The 25,667-nt window shown below is 63.9% G+C and carries 19 protein-coding genes; 17 read left to right on the top strand and 2 right to left on the bottom strand.

The window, feature by feature from the left end:
* The 5 genes from DY201_RS15965 to DY201_RS15945 all read left to right on the top strand — a co-directional run bounded on the left by DY201_RS15965 (window position 1) and on the right by DY201_RS15945 (window position 6,482).
* Window positions 1-966, top strand: coding sequence for an ABC transporter ATP-binding protein (locus DY201_RS15965; protein WP_115732048.1), 966 nt, complete (start codon window positions 1-3; stop codon window positions 964-966).
* Window positions 963-2,000, top strand: coding sequence for an ABC transporter ATP-binding protein (locus DY201_RS15960; protein ID WP_115732047.1), 1,038 nt, complete (start codon window positions 963-965; stop codon window positions 1,998-2,000). Before DY201_RS15965 ends, DY201_RS15960 begins: the two co-directional genes overlap by 4 nt.
* 20 nt (window positions 2,001-2,020) lie before the next feature.
* Window positions 2,021-3,595 carry an ABC transporter substrate-binding protein gene (locus tag DY201_RS15955; RefSeq protein ID WP_115732046.1) on the top strand — a complete coding sequence of 525 codons (1,575 nt, stop codon included), beginning with the start codon at window positions 2,021-2,023 and terminating at the stop codon, window positions 3,593-3,595.
* Window positions 3,596-3,602: 7 nt separating this feature from the next.
* A complete protein-coding gene (locus DY201_RS15950; RefSeq protein WP_115732045.1) occupies window positions 3,603-5,540 on the top strand; it encodes a CocE/NonD family hydrolase in 1,938 nt (645 codons plus the stop codon).
* Window positions 5,541-5,813: 273 nt separating this feature from the next.
* Window positions 5,814-6,482: a DUF2161 domain-containing phosphodiesterase gene (locus DY201_RS15945; RefSeq protein WP_115732044.1), complete on the top strand. Its 669-nt coding sequence runs from the start codon at window positions 5,814-5,816 to the stop codon at window positions 6,480-6,482.
* A 9-nt stretch (window positions 6,483-6,491) separates the two neighbouring features.
* Here DY201_RS15945 and DY201_RS29275 read toward each other — a convergent pair whose 3' ends face one another.
* On the bottom strand, window positions 6,492-8,516 hold the full coding sequence (locus DY201_RS29275) for a serine/threonine-protein kinase (protein WP_207904328.1): 2,025 nt from the start codon (window positions 8,514-8,516) through the stop codon (window positions 6,492-6,494).
* Between the two features lie 274 nt (window positions 8,517-8,790).
* Between DY201_RS29275 and DY201_RS15935 the strand changes: the two genes are divergently transcribed.
* Window positions 8,791-11,577: a caspase family protein gene (locus tag DY201_RS15935; protein WP_165915861.1), complete on the top strand. Its 2,787-nt coding sequence runs from the start codon at window positions 8,791-8,793 to the stop codon at window positions 11,575-11,577.
* A gap of 14 nt (window positions 11,578-11,591) precedes the next feature.
* Window positions 11,592-11,858 (top strand): hypothetical protein, encoded by a 267-nt coding sequence (locus DY201_RS15930; protein WP_115732042.1) that lies wholly within the window; start codon window positions 11,592-11,594, stop codon window positions 11,856-11,858.
* Between the two features lie 21 nt (window positions 11,859-11,879).
* On the opposite strand, the gene tssH is transcribed toward DY201_RS15930, so the two are convergent.
* The gene (tssH, locus tag DY201_RS15925; protein WP_115733825.1) at window positions 11,880-14,675 is read right to left on the bottom strand and encodes a type VI secretion system ATPase TssH; all 2,796 of its coding nucleotides are present in this window, start codon (window positions 14,673-14,675) and stop codon (window positions 11,880-11,882) included.
* A gap of 270 nt (window positions 14,676-14,945) precedes the next feature.
* Between tssH and tssA the strand changes: the two genes are divergently transcribed.
* Genes tssA through tssK form a run of 10 tightly spaced genes read left to right on the top strand, consistent with a single transcriptional unit; the run spans window position 14,946 to window position 25,665 of the window.
* Window positions 14,946-16,112, top strand: coding sequence for a type VI secretion system protein TssA (gene tssA / locus DY201_RS15920; protein ID WP_115732041.1), 1,167 nt, complete (start codon window positions 14,946-14,948; stop codon window positions 16,110-16,112).
* Between the two features lie 6 nt (window positions 16,113-16,118).
* Window positions 16,119-16,658: a type VI secretion system contractile sheath small subunit gene (gene tssB / locus DY201_RS15915; protein WP_115732040.1), complete on the top strand. Its 540-nt coding sequence runs from the start codon at window positions 16,119-16,121 to the stop codon at window positions 16,656-16,658.
* A gap of 4 nt (window positions 16,659-16,662) precedes the next feature.
* Window positions 16,663-18,165, top strand: a complete 1,503-nt coding sequence (gene tssC, locus DY201_RS15910; RefSeq protein ID WP_115732039.1) for a type VI secretion system contractile sheath large subunit — start codon at window positions 16,663-16,665, stop codon at window positions 18,163-18,165.
* Between the two features lie 24 nt (window positions 18,166-18,189).
* Window positions 18,190-18,669, top strand: a complete 480-nt coding sequence (locus DY201_RS15905; RefSeq protein ID WP_055976595.1) for an Hcp family type VI secretion system effector — start codon at window positions 18,190-18,192, stop codon at window positions 18,667-18,669.
* A 27-nt stretch (window positions 18,670-18,696) separates the two neighbouring features.
* Complete coding sequence (gene tssE / locus DY201_RS15900; RefSeq protein WP_115732038.1) at window positions 18,697-19,416, top strand: type VI secretion system baseplate subunit TssE; 720 nt, start codon at window positions 18,697-18,699, stop codon at window positions 19,414-19,416.
* Between the two features lies 1 nt (window position 19,417).
* A complete protein-coding gene (tssF, locus tag DY201_RS15895; protein WP_115732037.1) occupies window positions 19,418-21,292 on the top strand; it encodes a type VI secretion system baseplate subunit TssF in 1,875 nt (624 codons plus the stop codon).
* Window positions 21,256-22,323, top strand: a complete 1,068-nt coding sequence (tssG, locus tag DY201_RS15890) for a type VI secretion system baseplate subunit TssG (RefSeq protein WP_115732036.1) — start codon at window positions 21,256-21,258, stop codon at window positions 22,321-22,323. The genes tssF and tssG overlap by 37 nt, the downstream gene beginning before the upstream one ends.
* Entirely contained in the window at window positions 22,320-23,834 is a 1,515-nt protein-coding gene (gene tagH / locus DY201_RS15885) for a type VI secretion system-associated FHA domain protein TagH (RefSeq protein WP_115732035.1), read from the top strand. The genes tssG and tagH overlap by 4 nt, the downstream gene beginning before the upstream one ends.
* Before the next feature lie 3 nt (window positions 23,835-23,837).
* A complete protein-coding gene (gene tssJ, locus DY201_RS15880; RefSeq protein ID WP_115732034.1) occupies window positions 23,838-24,290 on the top strand; it encodes a type VI secretion system lipoprotein TssJ in 453 nt (150 codons plus the stop codon).
* Between the two features lie 40 nt (window positions 24,291-24,330).
* The gene (gene tssK / locus DY201_RS15875; protein WP_115732033.1) at window positions 24,331-25,665 is read left to right on the top strand and encodes a type VI secretion system baseplate subunit TssK; all 1,335 of its coding nucleotides are present in this window, start codon (window positions 24,331-24,333) and stop codon (window positions 25,663-25,665) included.
* Window positions 25,666-25,667: the final 2 nt, after the last annotated feature.

Below are 25,667 nucleotides of genomic sequence, written 5' to 3'. Positions count from 1 at the left end.
ATGACGCTGAAGGTCGAAAATCTCTGCACCTACTTCTTCACCCGAGCCGGCGTGGCCAAGGCGGTGGACGGCGTGTCGTTCGAGGTTGGCCGTGGCGAAATCCTCGGCCTGGTCGGCGAGTCCGGTTCCGGCAAATCGATCACCGGCTTTTCAATTCTGGGCCTTGTCGATCCGCCGGGACGTATCGCCGGCGGCAGAATCCTGTTTCATGGCGAAGACCTTGTCGGCCGCTCGCAGGGCGAGATGCGGACACTCAGGGGCAAGAAGATCGCCATGATCTTCCAGGACCCGATGATGACGCTCAACCCAGTGCTGTCGATCGAGACCCAGATGGTCGAGACGGTGCGCGCCCATGACCGCGTCTCCAAGGCGGAGGCGCGGGCTCGCGCCGTCGAAGCGCTCGGACTGGTTGGCATCCCCTCTCCCGACGAACGGCTTGCCGCCTATCCGCATCAGTTTTCCGGCGGCATGCGCCAGCGTGTCGCCATCGCCATGGCACTGCTACACCGACCGGAGCTCATCATCGCCGATGAGCCGACGACAGCGCTCGACGTCACCATCCAGTCGCAGATCCTGGCGGTAATCCAGGGACTGAGCCGCGACTTCGGCATGTCGCTGATCTGGATCAGCCATGATCTTGGCGTCGTCGCCGGTCTCGCCCACCGGATTGCGGTGATGTATGCCGGCAGGATCGTCGAGACCGGCGAAACCGACACCGTGCTCGACAATCCGGTCCATCCCTACACGATCGGCCTGATGCGTTCGGTTCCAGCCAATCTCGAACGGGGCGAACCGCTGACGCCCATTCCCGGCATGGCGCCGCCACCGCTTGGGCGACCTGCGGGCTGCCCATTCCGCCTGCGCTGCTTTGCGGCCACAGCAGCCTGCAAAACCGAACCAGAAGAAACCGCAGCCGACGGCCACCGCTGGCGCTGCTTCCACCCGCAGATCGCGAGGGCAGCATGACGCCTCTTGTCGAAGCCACATCGATCTCTCGACGTTTCACGCGCGGGCTCGATTACGCCGAACGCCTGGCGCGCTTTCTTGGCGCCAATATAGAGGAGCGCGTCGTTCATGCCGTCGACGGCGTCTCGCTAACGATTAGCCCCGGCGAAGTCGTCGGACTCGTCGGCGAGTCCGGCTGCGGCAAATCCACGCTCGGCCGCATCATGGCTGGCATCCTGCCTCAGTCCGATGGCGTGATGAAGTGGCAGGGCAAGGATATGTCGGCGCTGCCGCGTGCCGAGGCAAAGGCCGCGCGGCTTGCCTCGCAGATGATCTTCCAGGATCCGATGTCTTCGCTCAATCCGCGCAAGACGATACGCGACATCATCGGCGAAGCGCCGGTCGCCCATGGCATGGTGGCGCGGCGTGATGCAGCCGAAATGGTGACTGCGCTGATGCAGCGTGTCGGCCTCGACCCGTCCTACCTCAACCGTTACCCGCATCAGTTCTCTGGTGGCCAGCGCCAGCGCATCGGCATCGCGCGTGCCCTGGCGGTGAATCCGCGCTTCATCATCTGCGATGAATCGGTGTCGGCGCTCGACGTCTCTATCCAGGCGCAGATCCTCAACCTGTTCATGGAGCTCAGGCAGGAACTCGGTCTGACCTACCTGTTCATTAGCCACGACCTTGGCGTGGTCAAGCATATCTCCGACCGCGTTGCGATCATGTATCTCGGCCGCATCGTCGAAAGCGCTCCGGCGGACGCCTTCTTCGCCGCGCCCAATCATCCCTACACGATCGCACTCCTTTCCGAAGTGCCGACGATCAAGCAGCGCAGACGCCAATTCAATCCGGTGAAAGGCGAGATTCCCTCACCGCTTCATCCGCCTTCGGGCTGCCATTTCCATCCACGCTGCCCGCATGCCTTCGACCGTTGCCGCATCGAGCGGCCGATCTTGCGCGAGATCGCGGCGGGCCACGTCAGCGCCTGCCATCTCAACGAGATGGCGGGCAAGGCGGCCTCGCCCGCCATCCCGACAACCGCAATTGCATGAACAGAAAAGGGAACACGACCATGCAGATCATCCGTTCGTCTTTCGCAGCTTTGCTTTTGGCCAGCAGCTTTTCCATAGCGGCATCTGCCGCCGACCTTACAGTGGGCATCTCCGCCGAACCTTCCGCCATCGACCCGCAATTCTCGCGCACCGGCAACAACCAGAATGCCGCCCAGCATATTTTCGGGCGGCTGGTCGAGCAGGACGAAAACCTTCAGATCAAGCCGAACCTGGCCGAATCCTGGAAGAATACCGATCCGCTTACTTGGGAAGTTAAGCTGCGCCAGGGCGTCGAGTTCCACGACGGATCACCGCTGAGCGCTGAGGACGTCGTCTATTCGCTCGAACGCGTGTCGACGATCGAAAACAGCCCGGCACCGTTCACTGCCAATGTCGGCTCCATCGCAAAGATGGAGATCGTCGATCCGACCACCATCCGCTTCACCACCAAGAAGCCGACGCCGCAATTCATGGAACTGGCCGGCATGGTCTACATCGTTTCCAGGCAGGCCTCCGAAGGCAAAGGCATTGCGGACTTCAACAGTGGCGCTGCGACCATCGGCACCGGCCCCTACAAATTCGTCGAATGGGTGCCGGGCGATCGCCTTGTGCTTCAGCGCAACGACGATTTCTGGGGCGACAAGCCGGAATTCGAAAAGGTCACTTTCCGCACGATCTCCAACAACGCCGCACGCGTGGCGGCGCTTCGTTCCGGCGCTGTCGATCTGATCGACGCCGTGCCGCCGGCGGATGTCGCAACGCTGAAGAGCGTCGAGGGCATCGCACTGCACTCCACGCCCTCGGCACGGATTATCTATCTGGCACTCGACAGCGCGCGTGACGAGAGCCCGTTCGTCACCGACAAGGCGGGCGCCAAGCTGGCGCCGAGCCCGCTGAAGGACGTTCGCGTAAGACAGGCGATGTCGAAGATGGTCGATCGCCAGCTTCTGATCGACCGCATCCTGTCGGGCGCAGGTGCGGCCGCCGGCCAGCTCGTGCCTGAAGGCATCGGCGGCCACTCGGCCAATCTCAAGCCGGAAGCGATCGATCTCGCCGGCGCCAAGGCTTTGCTCGCCGAGGCGGGTTATCCCGACGGTTTCGGCATCACAGTGCATTCGTCCAACGACCGTTTTGCCGGCGACGCCGATGTCGGCCAGGCACTCGGCCAACTGTTTGCGCGTGGTGGACTTAAGGTCAACGGCGTCGTCACCCAGCCCTACAGCGTCTACGTCGCGGCGGCCGGCAAACAGGAATTCTCGGCCTTCGTTTTCTCCTTCGGCACAACCACCCCGTCTGCGGCGCCCGGCATGACCAACGTGCTGATGACGTTCGACAAGGAAGCTGGCACCGGCTCCTTCAATCGGGCGCGTTATTCCAATCCCACCTACGATGCCAAGATGAAGGAGGCGCTGGCCGAATTCGACGTCGACAAGCGCAACGCACTGTTGGCCGAAGCTGCCGAGGTCGCCTTCGGCGACGTCGCCATCATGCCGCTCTACTGGCCGGTGGTCACTTGGGCGAGCCGCGACAGCATCGCTTACACCCCTTCCAAGGGCGAAGACACGCTCGCCACCTTTGCCCACACGACGAAGTAAGGCAGTCATGAAAGCAGCAGCGGAAACGATGGGCGTCGCGTCCTTGCCCGCACTCGAGCCGGTGAGCCCCGGCGTCGTGGTCCACCGCGATGTGATGGTGGCGATGCGCGACGGTGTCCGGCTCGCGGCCGACATCTATCGTCCGGCAAATGACGGCAGGGTGTTGGAAGACGCCCTGCCCGTCATCCTGGAACGTACCGCCTACGGCAAGGATGAGCGCTCGCGCTCGGAAATCGAACTCGGCATGGCAAGGCCGATGACGCGGGCCGAAGTCGCAAGCCACTTCGTCCGCCACGGCTATGTCGTGATCTATCAGGATTGCCGCGGCCGACATGGTTCGGAAGGCGCGTTCACCAAGTACCTCGCCGAAGGTCCTGACGGTTACGACACGCTTGCCTGGATCGTCGAGCAACCCTGGTCGAATGGCAAGATCGGCACGATGGGGCTTTCATATGCCGCGCACACCCAGATGGCGCTGGCCTGTCTAAACCCGCCCGGCCTTGCTGCGATGGTCATGGACTCCGGTGGGTTCTCGAACGCCTTTACCTGCGGCATTCGCCAGGGCGGCGCGTTTGAATTGAAGCAGGCAACCTGGGCGTACAACAATGCCCGCGAGAGCACCGCGGCCAAACACGACCCCAACCTGCTGCGCGCACTGGAAGCGGAGGATGTCAGAAGCTGGTTCAACGCCATGCCCTGGTCCGAGCGGCGCTCACCGGTGCGTTGGGTCCCCGAATACGAGGACTATCTGCTCGAACAGTGGCGTCACGGCACCTTCGACGACTACTGGAAGCAGCCCGGCATCTATGCTGCCGAAAGCTACGATACTTTCCCGAATGTGCCGGTCGCGCTGTTGTCGAGCTGGTACGATGCCTATGTGAAAACCACCTTCGAGAACTACGCAGGACTGGCGCGTGACCGGGATCGTCCGATGGCGCTCATCATGGGCCCCAATCTGCACGGCAACCGCAACGCCACCTTCGCCGGCGATGTCGAGTTCGGAGCGGCCGCCCCCTTGGGCGGCAATGTCAGCGAAAGCTGGCTGGAGTTTCGTCGCCGCTGGTTCGACCGCTGGATGAAGGACGCAGACAATGGCGTTGACAGAGAACCCCGCGCGCGCCTGTTCGTCATGGGCGGTGGGTCGGGCCGCAAGAATCCGCAAGGCCGCCTCGACCATGGCGGGCGCTGGATCGCCGCGCCCGATTGGCCGGTACCGACCTCCGAGGAAACGGTGCTGCACCTCCACGAGGACGGCCGCCTGTCGACCTTGGCCCCTGCCCGCACGGCAGCTCCATTCGTCTACGACTTCGATCCGAAGCACCCCGTGCCGACCATCGGCGGCGCGCTGACCAGCGGCCAACCGGTGTTCGAGGGCGGCGGCTTCGATCAGCGCGAGCAGGCGCGGTTCTTCGGCTGTGACAACACCAATCTGCCGCTTTCGGCTCGGCTGGACGTTCTCTCCTTCGAAACCGAGCCATTTGTCGAAGACATTGCCGTCGTCGGTCCGGTGACCGTTGAGCTTTTTGCTTCCACTGACGGCCCCGATACCGACTTCACCGCAAAGCTGATCGACGTTTATCCACCGAGCGAGGACTATCCCACCGGCTTCGCCATGATCCTGACGGACGGCATATTCCGCTGCCGATACCGCGATGGCTTCGATGCGCCGAAACCCTGCGTCCCGGGCGAGGTGATGAGCATCACCATCGAACCCTTTGCCACGGCCAATCTGTTCAAGAAGGGCCATCGGCTTCGGCTCGACATATCCTCGAGCAATTTTCCCAAGTTCGACGTCAATCCCAACACCGGCGCACCGGAAGGCCGCGGCCGCGCCAAGCGTGTCGCCCGCAACATGGTCTATTGCGACCAGGAGCGCGCCTCCCGCATCAGGTTGAGGACACTCTCGGCGGCTGCATTGCAGGATATCGCCCCGATTTCGGACTAGCGTCTCCGCTTTTCCTAGAATCGCAGAAACTCTCTATCTTCTTGTTTCTGCGCAATTCCGGACAGAAAACCGATGCACACTTTTCCTGGAATTGCTCCAGGCCCTGTCCTGGCGATTTGACCGCCAACCGCGTCGAATGTCCCGATGCTGGATGCCACCGCTCGACTATGGCGGTGGCATCGGCATGATATCCTGAATGATTCGACGCAGACCTGGCCAGCGCCAGCGACGAGGCACAGCCTTGGCCCAGCGTTAATGTGGTGAGAAAACCTGTTGCTCGAGACGGCACTCTACAGCCCGGTGAAGCGCTTCCTCGAAGGACTCGGCTTCGAGGTCAAGGGCGAGATCGGCGGCTGCGACCTGCTGGCGCTGAGCAACGATGCGCCGCCCATCGTCGTGGTTTGCGAACTCAAGCTGCAGTTCAATCTCGAGCTTATCCTGCAAGGCGTCGACCGTGCCGCAGCCGCCGACGAAATCTGGCTCGCCGCGCGCATGTCGCCGCGTGGCAAGGGCCGCGAGGGCGACAAACGGTTCCGCAATTTGTGCCGGCGGTTGGGTTTTGGCCTGCTTGGCATTTTTGACGACGAGCGTATCGAAGTCTTGCTCAGCCCGGAGGCGCCTGCTCCCAGGCGCGATGCCAAGCGCCGCTCTCGCCTTGTGTCAGAACATCGTCGCAGACAGGGCGACCCTGTTGCTGGCGGAGGCTCGCGCGCACCGATCATGACCGCCTATCGCCAGGACGCGCTGAGGTGCGCGGCGGCGCTGGTCGATGGCCCCAGGCGGCCACGCGACCTGAGCCAGGCGGTGTCTCGTGCACCCAAGATCCTGCTCGACAATGTTTATGGCTGGTTCGTCCGCGTCGATCGCGGCATCTACGATCTGACTGATACGGGTCGTGAGGCGCTGCAACGCTGGCCGCAGCAGGCGCTCAGGGCGGGCTGAGGCCCCAGTTCAACGGTCGAACAGGAAGTAGCCGAAGGCGACGCCGGCGGCGTTCGGCTGAGCCTCGATCTCGGTGCGGATTTTTGGGAACAGGTCGGAGGCGAGCTCAGGGTCCTTGATGTCGGCCGCCTTGATGCCGTTGTCGCTGGCCAACGCCACGATCAGATGCGGTTCGGATGCTGTGGCCTCCTGATCATTGAGTGGGAACAGCTTCATGCTGAAGCTCGCCGCGTCGGGGCCGGACTTCTTGAGCAGGCTGGCGAAGTTATAGACGACCCCGTCCTTGCCGATCAGGAGCAGATTGACGTTTCGGCTGCCGGTCCGGCTCAGCGTGCCCTGAAGCGAGTCCCCGACCTTGAGGTTGTCCTTGTTCAATTGCAGGGTCGGACCCTGGCTATTATCGGGATGCACCGCCTCGAGGAAATCGGCGACCGGGCACTGCTCGCGTTCGATCATCCGGGGATTGACCTTGGGACCTTTGCCGAAGGCCGAGGCGAAATCCCGGCTCAGCTTGTCGAACGGCGCCTTCGAGGTCGCGAGCCCCTCGACCTCGGGGCTGGGCGCCGAGGCGTTGGCCACCGAAGCATAGAAGCAGGGACCGCCGTCGAAGGCCTTGAACCAGTCGGCAGCGCTGACCGCCTCCGGTGGTGCCGGCAGCGCCACCGGCTTGGCGGCCGGTTTCGGCTTGGCGATGTCGGTCGGCGCGGGCGCTTTGGCTTCGGTGACGGGTGCGGGCGCAGGCAACGGTGCGACCGGCGGCTGGGCTATCTCCTTGGGTGCCGGCGGCGCAGGCATGAGCTTGCCGCCTGCCGGGCCTTCCGCTGATGTGACCTTCGTATCGCCGGTCAAGAGCCCGTCCAGCAGCCCGGAAAAATAGGCGCCGGCGCCCAAGGTCGCCACGGTGGCCAGCAGAACCGCGCCGAGCAGCGCCCCGCTCCGTGACTTGGGCACGTTCGCCGCAGGCGCGGCCTTGGGCGCTGCCTTCTGCCTGATGTCGGGCATCGGCCTGCCCGTCGTGCCTGCCGTGCGCCACGGTGCATCGCGCGGCAGCACCGCCTCAGGCGGCAGCGACTTCTGCCCGCTCGATGCCGATCCCGGCGGCCGCCAGGCCTCGGCAGGCTTGCGCTCCTGGTCGTGCGGCGGCACGCCGGGCAGCGTGACGGGGGGCGCCGTTGCACCACTCGTTTCGCGCAGCCATTCGACGATCGCGGCCGCACTCTCCGGGCGATCCCTCGGGTCAGGCTGCAGCATCGATTGCAGCAGCGGCAGAAGATCAGGGTCGATTCCGCTCAGGTCGGGCACGGTCCGGCGCTTCTCGATCACCTCGACCGGCGATCCGCCCATGTCGAGCTGCTTGCCACGCAAGGCGGCCGCAAGCACCAGGCCTAGGCTGTAGATGTCGGACTGGTCGGTAATCTCACCGCCATACAGCCCAAGCTGTTCGGGGGAAACAAAGCTGTATTTGCCGGCGAAGCTGCCGCCGAGCAAAGTGCCGCCGCCGACATTGGCCGAGCGGGCAATGCCGAAATCGATGATCTTGGTCTTCTCGACCTTGCCGCCGGGCAGGACGATGTTGTCGGGCGACAGGTCGCGGTGGATGACGCCGGCCTCATGCGCCACCGACAGGCCGGAAGCCACCCGCGCCAGCATCTTGCGCGCCTCGCGCGTGTCGAGCGGGCCATTGCGGATGCGCTCACCCAGCGACTGGCCGTCGACGAACTCCATTGCCAGATAAGGCCGGCCGATCGTCGGGTCGATGGTGAAGACGTGATAGCGCACGATGGCGTCGTTGGAGAGGTGGTTGAGGATCGACGCCTCTTTGCGAAACAGCGCCAGAATGCCCTGGTCGCGCGCGAATTCGCGCAGCACCACCTTGATCGCAACGGGATCGCCGGTCTGGATGTTATGACCGCGATAGACCTCGCCCATGCCGCCGGTGGCGATATGCTCGTCGATTTCGTAGATGCCGTTGAGCTGCACGCCCTGATGGACACCGGTATCGGGCGCGATGCGTGTCTTGTCCTCCGGCGTCATGACCTGGTTCCATCCATGCGTGAGCGCCGTTCGGCCATTGCTTCACACCTGCGATTTTTCGATCACCGGACTGACAATAACACGGATTTTCGCCATGGGGACTTTTGCTCGCACGGCTGTCGCATCGGCCGGGCAATAGGCCGTTTGATCTATGTCGCCCACGTTGACACCGATCCACGTCAGGAGGATGCTTGAACGCTAACAAATGCAAGCCGTGCCAAGCCTGTAAAGACTGCGCGTCCGAAAGGAGCAGTTCATGGTATGCGAAGGCTGCTTGCCTGCTCGCAATGATGGCATTATCGCGCGCCTGATCGGCGCCATTGCCGCCTGCGGTGTCCTCCTGCTGCTTGCGCTGAGCACAGCCTTTGCGGCTGACGGTGTGTCCGGTCGCCGCGCAGCGCTGGTCATCGGCAACAGCGCCTACCAGCACCTTGCTCAGTTGCCCAATGCCGCCAACGACGCCGATCGCATCCGTGAAGTGCTGGAGCGCGCCAATTTCGAGGTGACGCTCGGCAAGGACCTCGACAAGCAAGGCCTGGAGGAAACCATCCTCGGTTTTCTCAGAACGCTCAACGATGGCGACGTCGCGCTGTTTTATTACAGCGGCCACGCCGTGCAGGTCGGCGGCCACAATTTCATGATCCCGGTCGACGCGACCCTGGCCACCTCCTACGACCTCGAGGTGCAGGCCTACAACATGTCGAGCCTGCTCGAGTACATGCGCGAAACCTCCTCGCTGCAGATTGCGATCCTCGACGCCTGCCGCGACAATCCCTTCGCCAACAATTCCTATTATGTCGGCCAGGCCAAGGTCGCCGTCGAGGGCAAGAAGGGGCTGGCCTCGGTCGCGCCCCAGGATGGCACGCTGATCGTCTATTCGACGGCGCCCGACCGTGTCGCGCTCGATGGCAATGATGGCTTGAGCCCGTTCACCGGTACCTTCGCCGAATATGCGCTGAAGCCGAATGTCGAGGTCAGGAAGCTGCTCAGCGACATTCGCGCCGAGGTCATCAAGCGTACCGACGGGCGCCAGACGCCGTGGGATGCGTCGAGCCTTACCTCATCTTTCTTCTTCGTAACCCGCCAGAACCTGTTGATTATAGAGGACATGCGCGAAGTTCGCGTGCCGCCTTCTCCCAAGGAGGTGGCGTTGCGTATATCGCCGCCAATCACCAGCGGCAATGCCGAGCTGACGATCAATTTCACCAAGCTGCCCGACCAGGGCACGCTCTGGCTCGGCGACCAGCAGCTCGGCCTCGACAGCAAGATCGCCGCCGACCGTATCGAAGACGTCATGTTCAAGCCGGCTTCCGCCGACATGACCGCTGACGAGGTACGCTACACCGTCACCACCGACAGCGGCCGCAGCGCCAGCGGCATCGTCCGCGTCGTCGTCGATGCGCAGGCTGTCGCCGAGGCTGAGGTCAAGCCGGCGCTGAACATCCAGCAGGGCGATGAGCCGAAGCCGGCAGCACCCGAACAGGCCAAGCCGATCCTCGTCGCCATGGCTTCCGACATCGGCACCGGTTTCGCAGCCATGCCCGAAGAGGTGGTGCGTTCGACTAGTGCGGCCCCCACCGGCTGGCTCCGCCTGGAAAAGCGCGATCCGGACACGCAGGTGGCGGTCGACGGCAAGATCGTTTCCGAAGGCGACCTGATCAAGGCCGAAGACATTACCAAGCTGCGCATCCGCCCGTCGCTCAAGCTCGTCGCCGCCGAGGACGAGACAAAGCCGGTGGCCGAGACGGTGGCGATGAACACCAGCGGCAGCGCCGGCAAGGTCGACACAAGCACCGACAGCATGGAGGTCAAGCCGATCCCCCTTCCCGCCGACAAGGCGCCTGCCAAGGAACCGCTGCGCACCGTCGTGCTGATGCCGGCTGCCAAGACCGCAGCGCCCGCCCCGATCACCATCAACGTCGCCGTCTCGGTCAATGAATGCGACACGCTCGCCGCCGAGCCGCTCGACGTCCAGGCAGTTGCCGACGGCAAACTGCCCAACGACATCGACGTGACCAAGGCCCTGAGCGCCTGCAAGGCAGCCGTCGACCAGCATCCCGAGATCGCCCGGTTCAAGTACCAGTACGCTCGTGCCCTCTATGCCCAGGGCGATTTCAAGGACGCGCTGACCGAGCTCAACGCCGCCAGCGACGCCGGCCATGTCCGCGCCAGCTATCTGCTCGGCAGGCTTTATCAGTTCGGTGCCGCGGTCGAGCGCGATCCGGCCAAAGCGATCCCACTCTTCGAAGCCGGCGCCAAGCGCGGCGATCCCTATTCGCAATATGCGCTGGGCCGTGCATTGGTCACGGGCCTCGGTACCAAACCTGACATCGATCGTGGCATGGCAATGGTCGCGAGCGCGGCAGAGTCCGGTCACACCTATGCAATGAACATGTTGGGCACCGAGTACCTCTCAGGTGAGCATGTCGCCAAGGACGAAGCCCGCGCCCTGAAATTCATCACGGAGTCGTCTGATCGCAATGATGTCTATGGCATGGTTTTGCTTGGCATCCTCTATCGCGACGGAGCAGGCGTACAGAAGGACACCAAGCACGCGGCCGAATTGTTTGAGAAGGCCCGCGCAATGGGACATCCCTACGCTGGTCGGCTGCTTGCGCGTCTTGCCCAGCGAGAAAATACCTCTGACGCCGCGACAGTATCGGGCTGGTACCGCGAAAGCGCCGAGAGGGGCGACGCGTGGGGCGCTTTCTACGCAGCCGAGCTGCTGAAGGACAATCCGACACTGCAGAAGGACAGCGGCGAGATCGCCCGCCTATATGCCTTGTCCGCCTCTTTCAACTTCAAGGGCGCCTCCGATCAAGCGAAGAAGGCTTTGGGTGGCGTCGACGGGCTGACAATCGGCAAGGAAGTGCAGCTTGCGCTGAAACGGGCAGGCAAGGATGTCGGCGAAATTGATGGCCGGCTCGGACCACGAACCCGCGAAGCAGCAAGCGCTGTTCTTGGAACAGCCGCACCCCGCAACCCCGGGGAGTTGCTGGGAGATCTTCTGCACAAGGAATGGATCGATACACGACCACGTCTGGACATGCTGGGCTCATAACGGGGAGACGTTACATGCGATCGCATACCATCAGTCTTCTTATGGCAACTGTACTTCTGCCGCTCGGCGGCTGCGGTTCCATGATGAAAGTCGAGGAACAGGCAGCGGCTCAACCCGTGCAGCCAGTGCAGGTCAAGAAAGCGGCTCCGGTGAGGAAGGTGGCGGTCGCGGCCCCGGTTCAGCCACGGGTCGTCAAGAAGCCGATCGTTCCGGCCACTCCAAGCAGTGAACGTAGCGAGAAGAGCGACAGTGGTGGTGGCGATGGCGGAAGCCCATGGTAGCGCACTTCGCGTTGCCTGCGACTACCCAAACTCGTAGCTGAACCCCTCATCTGACGCGCCGACTGTCACGCGCGTCAGCTTTTCCCCATCCAGCGAACGGTTGAGCACGCCTCGGCTCAGTTCCGGCAACAGCGTGTTGGTCAGGATCGCATCGATCATGCGGCCACCGGACTCGATCTCGGTGCAGCGCGCCTTGATCATTTCCATCACGCCATCGCCGATCACCAGTTCCGCGCCGTGGCTGACCTGCAGCCGGCGGGCAATCTTGCCGAACTGGTGGCGGGTGATCGCCTCGATCATCTCGCCCGACAGCGGATAATAGGGGATCGTCACGACGCGGCCGATGAAGGCCGCCGGGAACACCTTGAGCAAGGGCGCGCGCAAGGCCGCGTCGAGGTTCTCGACATTCTCGCGCAGCTCGCCGCCCTTGGTCTTGGTCATGATGACCTCGGAGCCGACATTGGAAGTGAGCAGGATCAGCGTGTTCTTGAAGTCGATCCGCCGGCCCTCGCTGTCGTCCATCATGCCCTTGTCGAAGACCTGGAAGAAAATCTCATGCACGTCGGGATGCGCCTTCTCGACCTCGTCGAGCAGGATCACCGAATAAGGCCTGCGGCGCACAGCCTCGGTGAGGATACCGCCCTTGCCATAGCCGACATATCCAGGAGGTGCCCCCTTCAGCGTCGACACCGTATGCGCTTCCTGGAACTCCGACATGTTGATGGAGATCAGGTTCTGCTCGCCGCCGTACAGCGTCTCGGCCAGGGCAAGCGCCGTCTCGGTCTTGCCGACACCTGAGGGGCCACAGAGCAGGAACACCCCGACCGGCTTTTCCGGTGCCCCAAGCCCGGCGCGGCTGGTCTGGACGCGCCTTGCGATCATCTCCATCGCATGGTCCTGGCCGACGACGCGCTCGGATAAAGTCTGCGCCAGCCGCAGCGCCTTTTCGGTCTGGCTGGTCAGCATCCGTCCCGTGGGGATGCCGGTCCAGTCCTGCACCACTGCCGCCACCGCATTGCGGTCGACGGAGAGCAGGATCAACGGCGTTTCGCCCTGCGCCTCGGCCAGCACCGCCATCAGCTCCTTGAGCCGTACAAGGTCGGCCCCGGGATCGGAGACAGCTTCCATTTGTTCGGCGGTTCCAGCCTGCTCAACCTGGGGTATGCTGCCAGCAGCGACATCTTGATCGACAGCAGCATCGTCATTGGCAGCGATCGGTTCCTCGGCTGCTTCTTCCGTCGCCTGCGCATCCGCAACAACGGGATCGAGGGGCACGCCCTGCCCGCGCAGCCTGGCGCGCAGCTCGAGGATTTCGGCGACGGCCGCCTTCTCCTTGTCCCAGCGCTCCTGTGCCGCTGCCAGTGCCGCGTCGGTCTCGACCAGCCCGGCCTCGACGCGCGCCTTGCGATCGTCCACCTCGATGCCGATCGCTGCCTCGCGACCGATGATGCCTCGCTCGATCTCGAGCGCCTGGCGGCGGCGCATCAGATCTTCGACTTCGCCTGGCCTGGAATGCTGCGAGATGGCGACGCGGGCACAAGCCGTGTCCAGCAGGCTGACGGCCTTGTCGGGCAACTGGCGCGCCGGAATGTAGCGATGCGACAGCTTGACGGCTGTTTCGATGGCCTCGTCGAGGATCTGCACCTCATGGTGCTTTTCGAGCACGCCGGCAACGCCACGCAGCATCAGGATGGCGGCGGCCTCGTCGGGCTCCTCGATCTTGACCACCTGGAAACGCCGGGTCAGCGCCGGATCCTTCTCGATATGCTGCTTGTATTCGGCCCAGGTGGTGGCGGCGATGGTACGCAGCTCGCCGCGCGCCAGCGCCGGCTTCAGCAGGTTGGCGGCATCACCCGTGCCGGCAGCACCTCCGGCACCGATCAGCGTATGGGCCTCGTCGATGAACAGGATGACCGGTGTCTCCGAAGATTGAACTTCGTCGATGACGGCCTTCAGCCGCTTCTCGAATTCGCCCTTGACGCTGGCGCCGGCCTGCATCAGCCCGACGTCGAGCATGCGCAGGCTGACCCCTTGCAGCATCGGCGGCACGTCGCCTTCGGCGATGCGCAGCGCAAAACCCTCGACCACCGCCGTCTTGCCGACGCCGGCCTCGCCGGTCAGGATCGGGTTGTTCTGCCGCCGCCGCATCAGGATGTCGACGATCTGGCGGATTTCCGGGTCGCGGCCGACGACGGCGTCGATCTTGCCGTCACGTGCCCGCTGCGTAAGGTCCGTGGCATATTTGGCCAGCGCCGACTCCCCGCCGGGCGGCAGGCGCCGCGGCGCCTCGTCGGAGGGCGTCGCTGCACTTGCCGCGGATCCTTCCAGTGAGCCGTCGATCACATCGGCAAAGCGCGAGATCACGCCGTCGGCGTCGATCTTGTCGAACTCGGTGCTGATCTTCGACACCAGCCCTTCCAGCACAGGCACCTTGAGACAGGCAAGGATCACATGCGCGCTTCGCACTTCTTCGCTGCCGAATTCCAGCGTCGCCAGGTTCCAGGCCTCCTGGATGGCATGGAAGATATGGTCGGAGAACTCCTCGATCGACGTCGCGCCGTAAGGCAGCTTGTCGACGGCGCGTGTCATGTCGCCGGCGACGCGGGCAGCATCAACGCCGGCGTCGGCCAGGATCATCTGCACGTCCGAGCGATCGGAGAGCACAAGTTGTTCAATGAAATGAACGAGTTCGACGTAAGGGTTACCGCGCAGCTTCGCCGCATCGGCCGCCGCCTTGAAGGCGCGCAAGCAGGTGGGATTGAGCTTGCCGACCAGTTCTTTGCGCTTGAAGCCCTGAGACGACCTGCGCGGCTGCATGCCCTTCTGTTCCATGGAATTTCTCCAATGGCCGGACTGCGATCCCCTCCAATCTGACACACAAACGGCGACTTTACAAAGTGCGGCCATGGACGGGTGCGGACGGCATCCGTGTGCCGGCCACTGACGACAATAACAATTCGCGCAGCGTTGGTGACTAACGCTTAAGGGCTAGACGCGTCCAACTTTGAGCCGCGCCTGAACTGTGCTAAAACTGAAATCGAGTGGAATACCGGCTACTTCCGACCTGAGTATGGCGTGGGGGGGTGCGTGGTTGATCTTGCTCTTTGGCTCAACCCTTTGAACGGTGAAAACCCGTCGGGGGAAGATTTGCGCAACGATCCGCGCTTTCACGAGCTCGAACGTCTCGCCATTCCGCAATCCGATGTCGTCCACGATGACCGCAACCGGCCTTCGGCGGAAGTCAGTATTCCCGTCGACTGGGATGCCGTCCTCGAAAAAGCCGACGAACTGCGCAACCAGGGGCGCGACCTGCGCCTGCTGACGCTGGTCACCCGCGCCTTGGCCAATTCCCGCGGGCTCGCCGGCCTTGCCGAAGGCCTGATGCTGATCGCCCGCACCTTCGAGAGCCATTGGGAAACGATGCACCCCGCCCTGCGGGCCAATGCGCCCCCGCGCGATGCAGCACTCCGCCGCATCAATGCCGTCCTCGACCTGCAGAACGGTCAGGCGCCCGGACTGCTCCACGATCTCAGGAAGACGGTGTTCTTCACGCCGCGCGGCTTCGGACCGGTTACCGGCCGCGAACTCGAACAGGGCGCGCTCGACGACCGCGTCATGCTGCAGGAGGCGGCGCAGGGCCTGAACAATACAGAGCGGGCAGCACTTTCCACCGCCCATGAGCAGCTTTTGACTAGGCTGCGCAGCGCCTGCGCGGCACAAGCCGATCAAGCCGGCGCGGCCCTCGAGCAACTGGTTGCCGATGCACGGGCCGCGGGCGCAGCCCTCGCTGCCCTCGACAGCGCGCTCAACAAGCGTCTGGAAAGCACCGGGCCGGCCGTTCCAGACCTCAAGAAGTTCCTCGACAGGATGCTGACCACGCTTGAGCGTGGCGCATCGGCGCGTCCGGCGCCCAGTGGCGCGGCGAAACCCGAGCTCACCCAGGCGGTACCTGCGACGGCACAGCCCAACGGCCACGCGCCAGAACCCGTGGCCAACCATGCGGGACCGACCATGGCCCTCCCTGAACGCCTTACGTCGCGCGACGATGTCGTCAAATGCCTCGACCTCGTCGTTGCCTTCTACGACCGCACCGAGCCATCGAGCCCGATCCCGCACCTCGCCCGGCGCGTGCGCCGCATGGTGCATATGGATTTCGTCGAGCTGATGGAAGATCTCGCCCCCTCGGGGCTCAAGGAGTTCCGGCTCCTCGCCGGCGTAACTGACAAGAAGACGCCTCAGAAGGATGAAAGGTAGCCAAGCATGCCAGCCGAAAGCAAAGCAAAGGTCATCGAGCGTAACCGCGCCCCGCGCGTCCAGATCGCCTATGACGTCGAGACCTACGGCAGCCCGACGACGATAGAACTGCCTTTCGTGATGGGCGTGATGGCCGATCTCGCCGGATCATCGCAGACCAAGGAAGCGCAGAAGACGGTGCTCGATCGCACCTTCGTCGAGACCGACGCCAACAGGTTCCCGCGCTTCATGGAAGCGCTCGGACCGCGGGTAAAGGCGCGGGTGAAAAATACCCTGCCCCAGGCCGAGGGTGCCGAGCAGGAGGAAGAGCTGGCGATCGACCTGACCTTCTCCAAGATGGGCGACTTCGCCCCCGACAAGATCGCCGAGCAGGTCCCGCAACTGGCCGAAATCCTCAAGATGCGCCGCCAGCTGGAAGAGCTGCTGGGCTTCATGGACGGCCGCGCCGATGCGGAAAAGCGCATCGCCCAACTGCTGAACAACGAGCCGCTGCTCGGCCAGATCGCCAGCCAGGCGCTCTCCGACAGCGACAAGGTCGAGGAATAGAGCCATGGCCGAGCAGCAAAAGAGCCCGACGGTCGCCGAGGCAGAGGCCATCGACCTCGGTGAATTCAGCGATCTGCTGGAGAAGGACTTCAAGGTCAGGAAAGACGATAGCGAGAAGCTGCAGCAGCTTGTCCGCAATCTCGCGCTCGCCGCACAGTCGCGCTCCGAGACGACCACCATCTCGTCGAATGCGATCAAGTCGATCAAGTCGCTGATCGCCGGCATCGACAAGATGCTGACCGTCCAGCTCAACGAAATCCTGCACGCACCGGAAGTGCGCGAGATGGAAGGCACCTGGCGCGGTCTCTGGTATCTCGTCAACAACACCGAGACCGACCAGAAGCTGAAGATCCGGGTGATGAACATCTCCAAGGAACAGCTGGCCGACACGCTGGAGGACTATGAAGGCCAGATGTGGGACCAGAGCCCGGTCTTCAAAAAGGTCTATACCGACGAATATTCGATGTTCGGCGGCGAGCCCTTCGGCTGCCTGATCGGCGCCTACGAATTCTCCAACCACCCGCGTGACGTCGGGCTTCTGCGCAACATCTCCGGCGTCTGCGCCTCTGCGCATACGCCGTTCATTGCTGCCGCCTCGCCGCGCCTGTTCCGCATGGACAGCTGGCAGGAACTGCCCAATCCGCAGGACCTGCAGCAGATCGTCTCCAATCCGGCCTACGCCTCATGGCAGTCGCTGCGTGAGAGCGAGGACGCCCGATATATCGGCCTTGCCATGCCGCGCGTCCTGGCCCGGCTGCCTTATGGAGCCGACACCGTACCGGTAAAGGGCTTCGCCTTCGAGGAGGAGGTCCAGGGCGACCACCACAAATATGTCTGGATGAATGCCGCCTTCCCGATGGGCGTGAACATCAACCGCAGCCACAAGCTGTTCGGCTGGGGCACCCAGATCCGCGGCGTCGAGAATGGCGGCACGGTGATCAACCTGCCGGTGCACAGCTTCCCCACAGACGACGGCTCGGTGGCAATGAAATGCCCGACCGAAGTGGCCATCGACGATCGGCGCGAGGCGGAACTTGCCAAGCTCGGGCTGATGCCGATCCTGCATCGCAAGAACACCGATCTCGCCGCCTTCATCGGCGCCCATTCGCTGCAGGACGATGAAACCCGGGCCGGCCGGCTTGTCGATCCCGACGCGCAGTCCAACGAACGGCTCAGCGCCAACCTGCCCTATTTGTTCCCTGTCTCGCGCTTTGCCCACTATCTCAAGGCGATCGCGCGCGACAAGGTCGGCTCCTTCAAGGAACGTGCCGATATGCAGATATGGCTGACCGAGTGGATCAACCGCTATGTGCTGGCCAATCCGGCCTTTGCCGACGACAAGGCCCGCGCCAAGCGCCCGCTGGCAGCCGCCGAGGTCCAGGTCGACAGCGTCGAGGGCCGTCCCGGCTACTACAACGCCCGCTTCTATCTGCGCCCGCACTATCAACTGGAAGGAATAAACGCGTCGCTTCGGCTCGTGTCGGAGCTGCCTTCGGTCAAGTCCTGAACTGTTCAGTAACGGAGAGAGACAATGGCATCGGATGACGATCTCAGAAAATCCACGAAGATCGACGGCTTCCTGAAGGTTCCCGATATCAAGGGGCCGAGCACGCGCGACGGCCACGACGAGGAGATCGAGATATTCAACGTCGCCTTCAACATGGTTGCGCCATTCGATCCCAATTCGCTTTCGCGCAAAGGCCGTGTCGCACTCGGCACGGTGAGTTGCTCCAAGGACGTCGACATGTCGTCGCCATATCTGGCCAAGGCATGTCACGAGAACAAGCAGTTCGACGAAGTGGTGATCTCCTGCCGCCGCACGATCGATGGCGAGACGAGCGATTATTTCGTCGTCACCATGAAGGAGGCGTCAGTCGTATCCTATGGCTTCGGCGCCAGCACGACCAACAGCGACACGCTCGAGGACTTCGTGCAGTTCGCCTACAAGACGATCGAGCTGGTCTACGACACCGACCATACGCAAGAGATGAGCGTTGCAACCGGCTTGTGACGCGCCGCATAGACGCCCTGGTGTTGCATGATGAAGGCCAGTGGAGTTCAGCAAGCAAGGCGAGAGGCGTCGCAGCCTTCGCTATGGGACCGGCTGGTGAACGACCTGCCAGGACTAAGCTCGGAAATCGAAGCCTTGCACCGGGCACTGGACAATGAACTTGGCAGCGAGCGTGTCGAAGCGTTCGCCAGCGGCAGTGCGCGCGCGATCGATTCCGATCTCGATCTCACGCCCGACCACAAGCAGCGCCTGCACAGGCTCGTCTTCCTGAACCGTAACCGGGTCGAGCTCGAAAACCGGGGCATCGTCGTGTCGGCGCGTGTCCTGCGCGAGGCGGTGCGCCGTGACATCGAGGCACTGTTCAACACCGAACGCTTCGATGCCGTCCCGCTGCTGTCCGACGTCGAGGACGAGCAGGCGGCCGAGAACCGCCTGAAGCTCGACGACTTCCCGGAGGTGCGGCGCAGCGTGGTCAATTACGGCGTGCCTTCATTCTCCGGCCGGTCGTCGCGCGACTTCGACAAGGATGCGCTCGCCCGCGAAATCAAGACGGTCCTGGCCAATTTCGAGCCGCGTCTCAAGGAGAGCGCGACCAAGGTCACGGTCACCCTCAACGACAAGAGCATGGGCATCAAGATCGAAATCGACGGGGTCCTGATCATGACGCCGACGCCGGAACGGCTGCGGCTCAGGACCACGATCAACCTCGACAACGGCTTGGCGCGGACCGAATACGGCGAGGCATAGAATGGATCGGATCTTCCTGGAGTATTACGAGGAGGAGCTGACCCACATCCGCACGCTTGCAGCTGAGTTCGCCGACATGCATCCGGCGGTCGCGCGCAACCTCTCGCTCGATACCGTGCCCTGCCCCGACCCTTATGTCGAGCGCCTGCTCGACGGTGTCGCCTTCCTTGCCGCACGCACCCGGCTCAAGGTCGATGCCGAACGCTCGAGGTTTGCGCGCAGCGTCCTTGAAGTCCTCTATCCCGATTTGCTGACGCAGGCGCCTGCCGTCACCATGGCCGTGCTGAAACCAGGCCAGCAGATCCAGACGATGAATGCCGGCCATGTCGTCAAACGCGGCACCCGACTGGTCGCCAACCTGCAGCCGAGCCTTTCCACCCGTTCCACCTTCACGACGGCGCAGGATGTCACCTTGTGGCCGATCGAGATTGCATCGGTCGGCTACTACCAGGATCGCAGCGCGCTCGCCGCAGCCGGGATCTCGCCGATCAGCGGTGTCGTGTGCGAAGCGGCGCTGCGCGTTTCCATTGCCAGGTCAGGCAAAGGCAAGCTCAACGAGCTGGGGCTCGACCGGCTCGACCTGCATTTTGCCGGGCGCACCAAAGCTGCGCTGCTATTCGATACGATCTTCGGCGTCTGCACTGCAATCGGCGCCCGTCAAAACGGCAAGTCAGGAAAGCTCACGGTCCTGCCCCAACCGGAGATGATCGGCATCAGCGACAGCGAGGCCTTGATGCCGCGCACGCGCCCGACATTTGAAGGTTACCGGCTGTTGCGCGAGTACTTCATGATGCCGGAGCGCTTCCACTATGCGCGTGTCCAAGGCCTGCTGCCGGTGGTGCGCGGTACCGAGGCCGGGCTCGAAATCTTCTTCTTGCTGCGCCGGTCCGTGCCTGAGCTCGCCGACCTTGCTCCCGCCGATTTCGAACTGTTTGCGACGCCCGTGATCAATCTGTTCGAGCGCGAATGCAACGTCATCGAACTCGATGCGCGCAAGACGCGGCAAGTGCTTTATGCCGATCGCACCCGGCCCCGGGATTTCGAGATTTTCCGCGTCACCCATGTCGAGGACGCCGAGGCCCAGGGACCCGATGCCGAGATACCGGCACTTTTCAGCCTGGGGCAAAACAGGGGTAGTGGCTGGGTCTATTCGATCGAACGCCGCCCGCGCCGCGCCACCGAAGACGAGCGTCGCGAGGGCATGACGCGCACCTCCTACACCGGTGACGATGTCTTTCTGGCGATCTCGCGCCCGGCAGGCATTCCCGCCGGGCGGCCGCTCAAGCGCATCGAGGTCACGGCGCTCTGCACCAACCGTGACCTGCCGATCCTCGATGACAACCCGACACTGACGCTGGAGAGCGGCGATCCCGTCGAAGCGGTACGGCTGCTCGGGGCATTGCGTGCGCCGCAGCCATCTATTCCGGCGGCGCTGCCTGCCGGAGCCGATGCGGAATCTCGTGCCGATGAACTCGCCTGGCGGCTGGTGGCGCAACTGGCGCTCAACTTCCTCAGCCTGGCCAAGGAGGGGCGTGGCGTCGATCCGCTGCACGCGCTGCTCGACCTCTATGCCGATCGCGGCGATCCCGGACTTGCCCGTCACGTCCGCTCGATCGTCCGCATCGATTCCCAGCCGGTGATCGAGCGCCTGGCCATACCCGGGCCAATGTGCTTCGGCCGTGGCACCGAGATCCTGCTCCACATCGACCAGTCGGTCCTTTCGGGGCAAAGCTCGCTGCTGCTTTCCGCTCTTCTGGCGCGCCTGTTTGCCCGCCACGCAGGTATCAATGGCTTCGTGCGTACCCGCACGCGGCTGCTCCAGAAGCAGGAGGATGTGCCATGGCCGATGACGCCCGGCAACCGCTTCCTGATCTAGCGGCGGCGCCAGACACGCTGACAGAGGGCTACGACTTTTTCGAGCTGTTGCGCCAGCTTGAGAACCGGGGCGGCCGTCTGTTCGGCCATTCCGGTCGTCCTGACCGCGAGCCGGCGCGTCTCGGCCAGCATGTGCGCCTCGGATTTGCGACTCAGGACGTCGTCAAGTTCGAGGCGGCCACAGACAAGGGTGCCGCGCGTGTCACAGTCGCCAATCTGGGGGTGCTTGGCCCGGAAGGCCCGCTGCCGCTGCATGTGACAAGGTGGGTGCTCGATCGCATGTCGCAGCGCTGGTTTGCCGGTGCCGACGCGCACCAGACAAGCGACACGACCTTCGTCGAGTTCGTCAACATCCTGCAGCACCGCATGATCGCTCTGTTCTATCGCGCCTGGGCGGATGCGCATCCAGGCGTGCAGGTCGAGCGTGCCGTCGGCGGGCGTGTCCGCACGATGCTGGAGGCTATGGCGGGCACCGGACTACCCGAAACCAACAATGCCGAGGATCCGGACGTCGATTCGGTCAAACTCCGCCAGGCAGCGGCCCTTGCCGGACAGGTCGACGGACCCGAGCGGCTGACCCTGTTTATCGCTGAAGTGTTCAATGTGAGGGTCCAGCTGAAGGAGTTCGTAGCGTCCTGGTTGGAGATTCCAGCCGCGCTGCAGACGAGACTCGGCATGGCCAGCGCTTCGCTGGGCAGAAGTGCGACCATCGGTCCGCGCAGCTTCAGCCGGCAAAACCGTGTCGAGCTGCGCCTCGGCCCGCTCGATTTGAATACCTATTCATCCTTCCTTCCCGGCAGCCGGCGGCTGGCTGTTCTGAAGCGCGCCATAAGCGACCTCCTCGGTGAATTGCTCGACGTCGATCTCAGGATCGTGCTGGCCCGCGACGAGGTGCCGCCGGCCCGCATCGGGGCTGCGCAGCTCGGCCGAACTGCGTGGCTTGCGCCCCCTGCGGAAAGGGACGATGCTGAGGATATGCGCCTGCGGACGATCGTCGGCTGGCGGCCCGAAATGGCGGGAGTCGGGGCATGAGCTTGCTCCTCACGCTCGAGCAGGGACCGCGCGCACAGGCAGTGCGCCAGACCCGGCTGGATCAGGGTGAACTGGTGATCGGTCGCAGTCCCGATGCGGACTGGCAGATCGACGACCCAGACATGTTCGTCTCGCGCGCCCACTGCAAGATCACATCAGGGCAGGACGGCTATATCGTCATCGACACGTCGAGCAGCGGCCTCTTCATCGACGACGCCGGCAGCGCGCTTGGCCCGGGCAATTCGGCGCGGCTGCGCCATGGCATGCGGCTCCGTCTCGGTGACTATGTCGTTTCGGTCGAGCTGCAGCCGACCGAAGGTCACCAACAACACTTCAAGCCGGCACCATCCAGGACATCGGTGGCGCAACCGGCGCCTGCGCCGTCTCGCGCACCGGCTGGTCTCGGTGGCGACGATTTCTTCTCGCTCAAGACCGACGAAGAGCCTCAGCGTCCCCGCCCCGCAGATCTCCCCAATCCGTTCGAGCATCCCGAACCCGGTGCGTTCCGTGCCTATGAGCGTGCCGGCGGCTCCGAGCGGAATTCGCCTGCCTTCGACGATCCGTTCAGCCTCGATCCGGTGGCGACACCTGTTGCAAACGGCCATGCCGACGACGTCCAGAACGGTACGGCGGCCTTCGCCGATCCTTTTGGCGTCGCTTCGAGCGAAACGCCGCCGCCCAAGCAAAGGTCGGAGCCGGTCGTGACGCAGTCGCCGTCATTCGATGACGGTTTCGACCTGCCGCCCGTGGCATTGCCTCCACCTGTCGCCGAGGCAAAGCCAGGCGATCCCGCCCCTGCCTCCGCCTCGGCAAGACCGGCCTCGCCGGCACCCTGGGATCTGCCGGTTCGCTTGCCAGATGCACCGCCTCCACCACCGATGTCCCTGCGCGCGCGGGAGAAGGCAGCGGCAAGCTCGCCGGCCCCCACGACCGCTCCCTCCGACAGTGCACTCAGGTCCGCCTTCCTGCGCGGACTGGGCCTTGATGAAAGCGTCGCCTCCAATCGCGATCCGCTTGTCGAAATGGAGAAGTTCGGCCGCGAATATCGCCTGATGCTCGAAGGCCTGATGCAACTCCTGCGCAAGCGCGCCGAGGAAAAGGGCAACGCCCGCATCGAGCAGACCATCGTCGGCTCGTCCGAGGTCAACCCGCTCAAGTTCCTGCCCACCGTCGACGATGCGCTGGCAACCATCCTGGCCGAACGCAGCCCGGGTTTTCTCGCCGGCGAGCCGGCCATAGCGGATGCGATCCGCGACCTCGCCCATCATCATGTTCGCGCCTGGCGCGGGCTGCAGGGCGCGCTGCGCCACATGATCGACCGCTTCGATCCCGTCGCGCTCGAGGAGGAGCTGAAGTCGAGCTCGTCGATCGAGAAACTGCTCGCCGGCGGCCGCAGCGCCAAGCTTTGGGATCTCTACAAGAAACGCCATCGCGAGATCGCCGTGAGCGCCGAGACGCGCTTCATGGGCGAAATAGGGGCCGACTTCCGCAACGCATATGAAGAGGAGTGACGCATGATCGACCGGCGCGACTTCATTATCGCTCTCGGCGCTACAGGACTGGTGTCCGCCTGCCAGAGCGGGCCACCGAAACCGTCCACCGTTACCGTCAATGTGAGCGGTCAAGCCGGCATGAATCCCGGACCTGACGGCGGCGACAGGCCGGTGACGGTTCTGGTCATGCGATTGAAAAGCACGGGCAAGTTCAACTCGGCCGACTATTTCGCGCTGCAGGGTGACGCGGGTTCGGCACTTGCCGGCGATCTCATCGGCTCGGACCAGCTTTCGGTCGGACCCGGTGCGGCGGCATCGAAGACGATCACCGTCGAACCGGAGGCAACCGCGCTCGGCTTCGTCGCCCTTGTTCGCGAACCCACAGGTCGCACCTGGCGGACGACGAAGTCGGTTTCGCCGGGTTCGACGGTGACCATCACCGTGAGACTCGGCAGCGGAGGCATTTCGGCCTGACCGGGCCATATCAGGGGTTGTCGATGCAGAGAGTTGCCGCATGACCGACGCAAACAGGGTGCTCTGGTCCGAAGGGTTGTTCCTTCGGACCCAGCACTTCCAGCAACAGGACCGCTTCATCGAGGCGACGGTGCGCGGCGCGCTGCAGGCCGGGCAACTGCACACCTACGGCTTTCGCACCCTCACCCTCGACCCTGCCCTGCTGGAAGCCGGACAGGTCGCCGTCCTCTCTGCGCGTGGCATCTTTCCCGACGGCACGCCTTTCGCAATTCCCGACACCATGGACGCGCCAAAGCCGCTCGCCATCACCGCCGACATGGGCGGAGGCCCGGTGCTGATCGCGGTACCGTTGGAGCCGCCTGGCGGCGTCGGCTTCGATCCGGCGCATGCCGAGACCAGCGGCGCGCGCTACCGCGGCCGCATCGTCACCGTCCGCGATGCGGTGCAAGGCGGTTCGGATCCCGAGGAGATCGAGATCGCCCGCCCTCAGGCCTTGCTGCTCGCGCCCGGAAAATCGGTCGGTGGCTACACGGCGCTGCCGATCACCGAAATCACCGGCCTCCGCGCCGATGGTGGCGTCTCGTTGGATGCCGACTTCCTGCCGCCGACGCTCGCGACCGGCGCCGTCCATTGGTACGCCCAGCTTCTCCAGGAGGTCATCACCGGTCTCGACCAGATCGCCGAGGCGCATGCCAAGATGGTGCTCGGCGGCCCCGGCCGCAGCGTCGAGGACCTGTTGATGCTCAACCTTGCCAATGCCGCACGGCCGCGCCTGGCGCATATGCTGGCCCAGGACATTTTCCATCCGGCCGAGCTCTATCTCGAGCTTGCCGGGCTTGCAGGCTCCATGGCGACCTACGGCTCGAATTCGCGCCGACTTGCCGAACTGCCTGTCTATGACCACATGGCGCCGGGTCCGGCCTATTCGGCGCTTGCCGACACGTTGCGCTCGCTGATCCTCAGCCTGCGTTATGTCGAGCCGAAATCGCGGGCATTGCCCGTCATGCGCCACTCGACCAATGTGTGGAAGGTGCGCATCGACAACCCGAAGCTGCTTGTCGCCAGCCGCATCGTCATCCGCGTCGGCTCCGAACTGTCGGAGGACGCGTTGCGCAAGATCTTCGTCAACCAGGCGACCGTGGGCGCGGCAAGCGAATTCGAAGGCCTGTGGAAGTCACGCCTGCCGGGCATTCCGCTCAAGCCGTTGCATTCGCAGCCGCGCGAGATCCCCTATGACGGCGACCGCCTTTGCCTTGAACTGGATCAAAGAAGCGAGCACTGGGCCTCCCTCCTCGATGCACCCGGATTCGTCATTGGCGTTTCCGGCGTGCTGCCGAGCGAGCCGCAGGTCGATTGCTATTCGGTGAACAGGTGACG

The sequence above is a fragment of the Aminobacter aminovorans genome (assembly GCF_900445235.1).
GTDB classification, from domain to species: Bacteria; Pseudomonadota; Alphaproteobacteria; order Rhizobiales; family Rhizobiaceae; genus Aminobacter; species Aminobacter aminovorans.
This window is presented reverse-complemented; position numbering and strand designations above follow the sequence as displayed.

Coding starts and splice junctions, on each gene's coding strand:
- tssC (WP_115732039.1), top strand. CDS start 16,663: ATGGCCGAGCAGCAAAAGAGCCCGACGGTCGCCGAGGCAGAGGCCATC.
- tssF (WP_115732037.1), top strand. CDS start 19,418: ATGGATCGGATCTTCCTGGAGTATTACGAGGAGGAGCTGACCCACATC.
- tssK (WP_115732033.1), top strand. CDS start 24,331: ATGACCGACGCAAACAGGGTGCTCTGGTCCGAAGGGTTGTTCCTTCGG.
- tssH (WP_115733825.1), bottom strand. CDS start 14,675: ATGCAGCCGCGCAGGTCGTCTCAGGGCTTCAAGCGCAAAGAACTGGTC.
- DY201_RS15930 (WP_115732042.1), top strand. CDS start 11,592: ATGCGATCGCATACCATCAGTCTTCTTATGGCAACTGTACTTCTGCCG.
- DY201_RS15960 (WP_115732047.1), top strand. CDS start 963: ATGACGCCTCTTGTCGAAGCCACATCGATCTCTCGACGTTTCACGCGC.
- DY201_RS29275 (WP_207904328.1), bottom strand. CDS start 8,516: ATGACGCCGGAGGACAAGACACGCATCGCGCCCGATACCGGTGTCCAT.
- DY201_RS15965 (WP_115732048.1), top strand. CDS start 1: ATGACGCTGAAGGTCGAAAATCTCTGCACCTACTTCTTCACCCGAGCC.
- DY201_RS15905 (WP_055976595.1), top strand. CDS start 18,190: ATGGCATCGGATGACGATCTCAGAAAATCCACGAAGATCGACGGCTTC.
- tssB (WP_115732040.1), top strand. CDS start 16,119: ATGCCAGCCGAAAGCAAAGCAAAGGTCATCGAGCGTAACCGCGCCCCG.
- tssJ (WP_115732034.1), top strand. CDS start 23,838: ATGATCGACCGGCGCGACTTCATTATCGCTCTCGGCGCTACAGGACTG.
- tssE (WP_115732038.1), top strand. CDS start 18,697: ATGATGAAGGCCAGTGGAGTTCAGCAAGCAAGGCGAGAGGCGTCGCAG.
- DY201_RS15950 (WP_115732045.1), top strand. CDS start 3,603: ATGAAAGCAGCAGCGGAAACGATGGGCGTCGCGTCCTTGCCCGCACTC.
- tssG (WP_115732036.1), top strand. CDS start 21,256: ATGGCCGATGACGCCCGGCAACCGCTTCCTGATCTAGCGGCGGCGCCA.
- DY201_RS15955 (WP_115732046.1), top strand. CDS start 2,021: ATGCAGATCATCCGTTCGTCTTTCGCAGCTTTGCTTTTGGCCAGCAGC.
- tagH (WP_115732035.1), top strand. CDS start 22,320: ATGAGCTTGCTCCTCACGCTCGAGCAGGGACCGCGCGCACAGGCAGTG.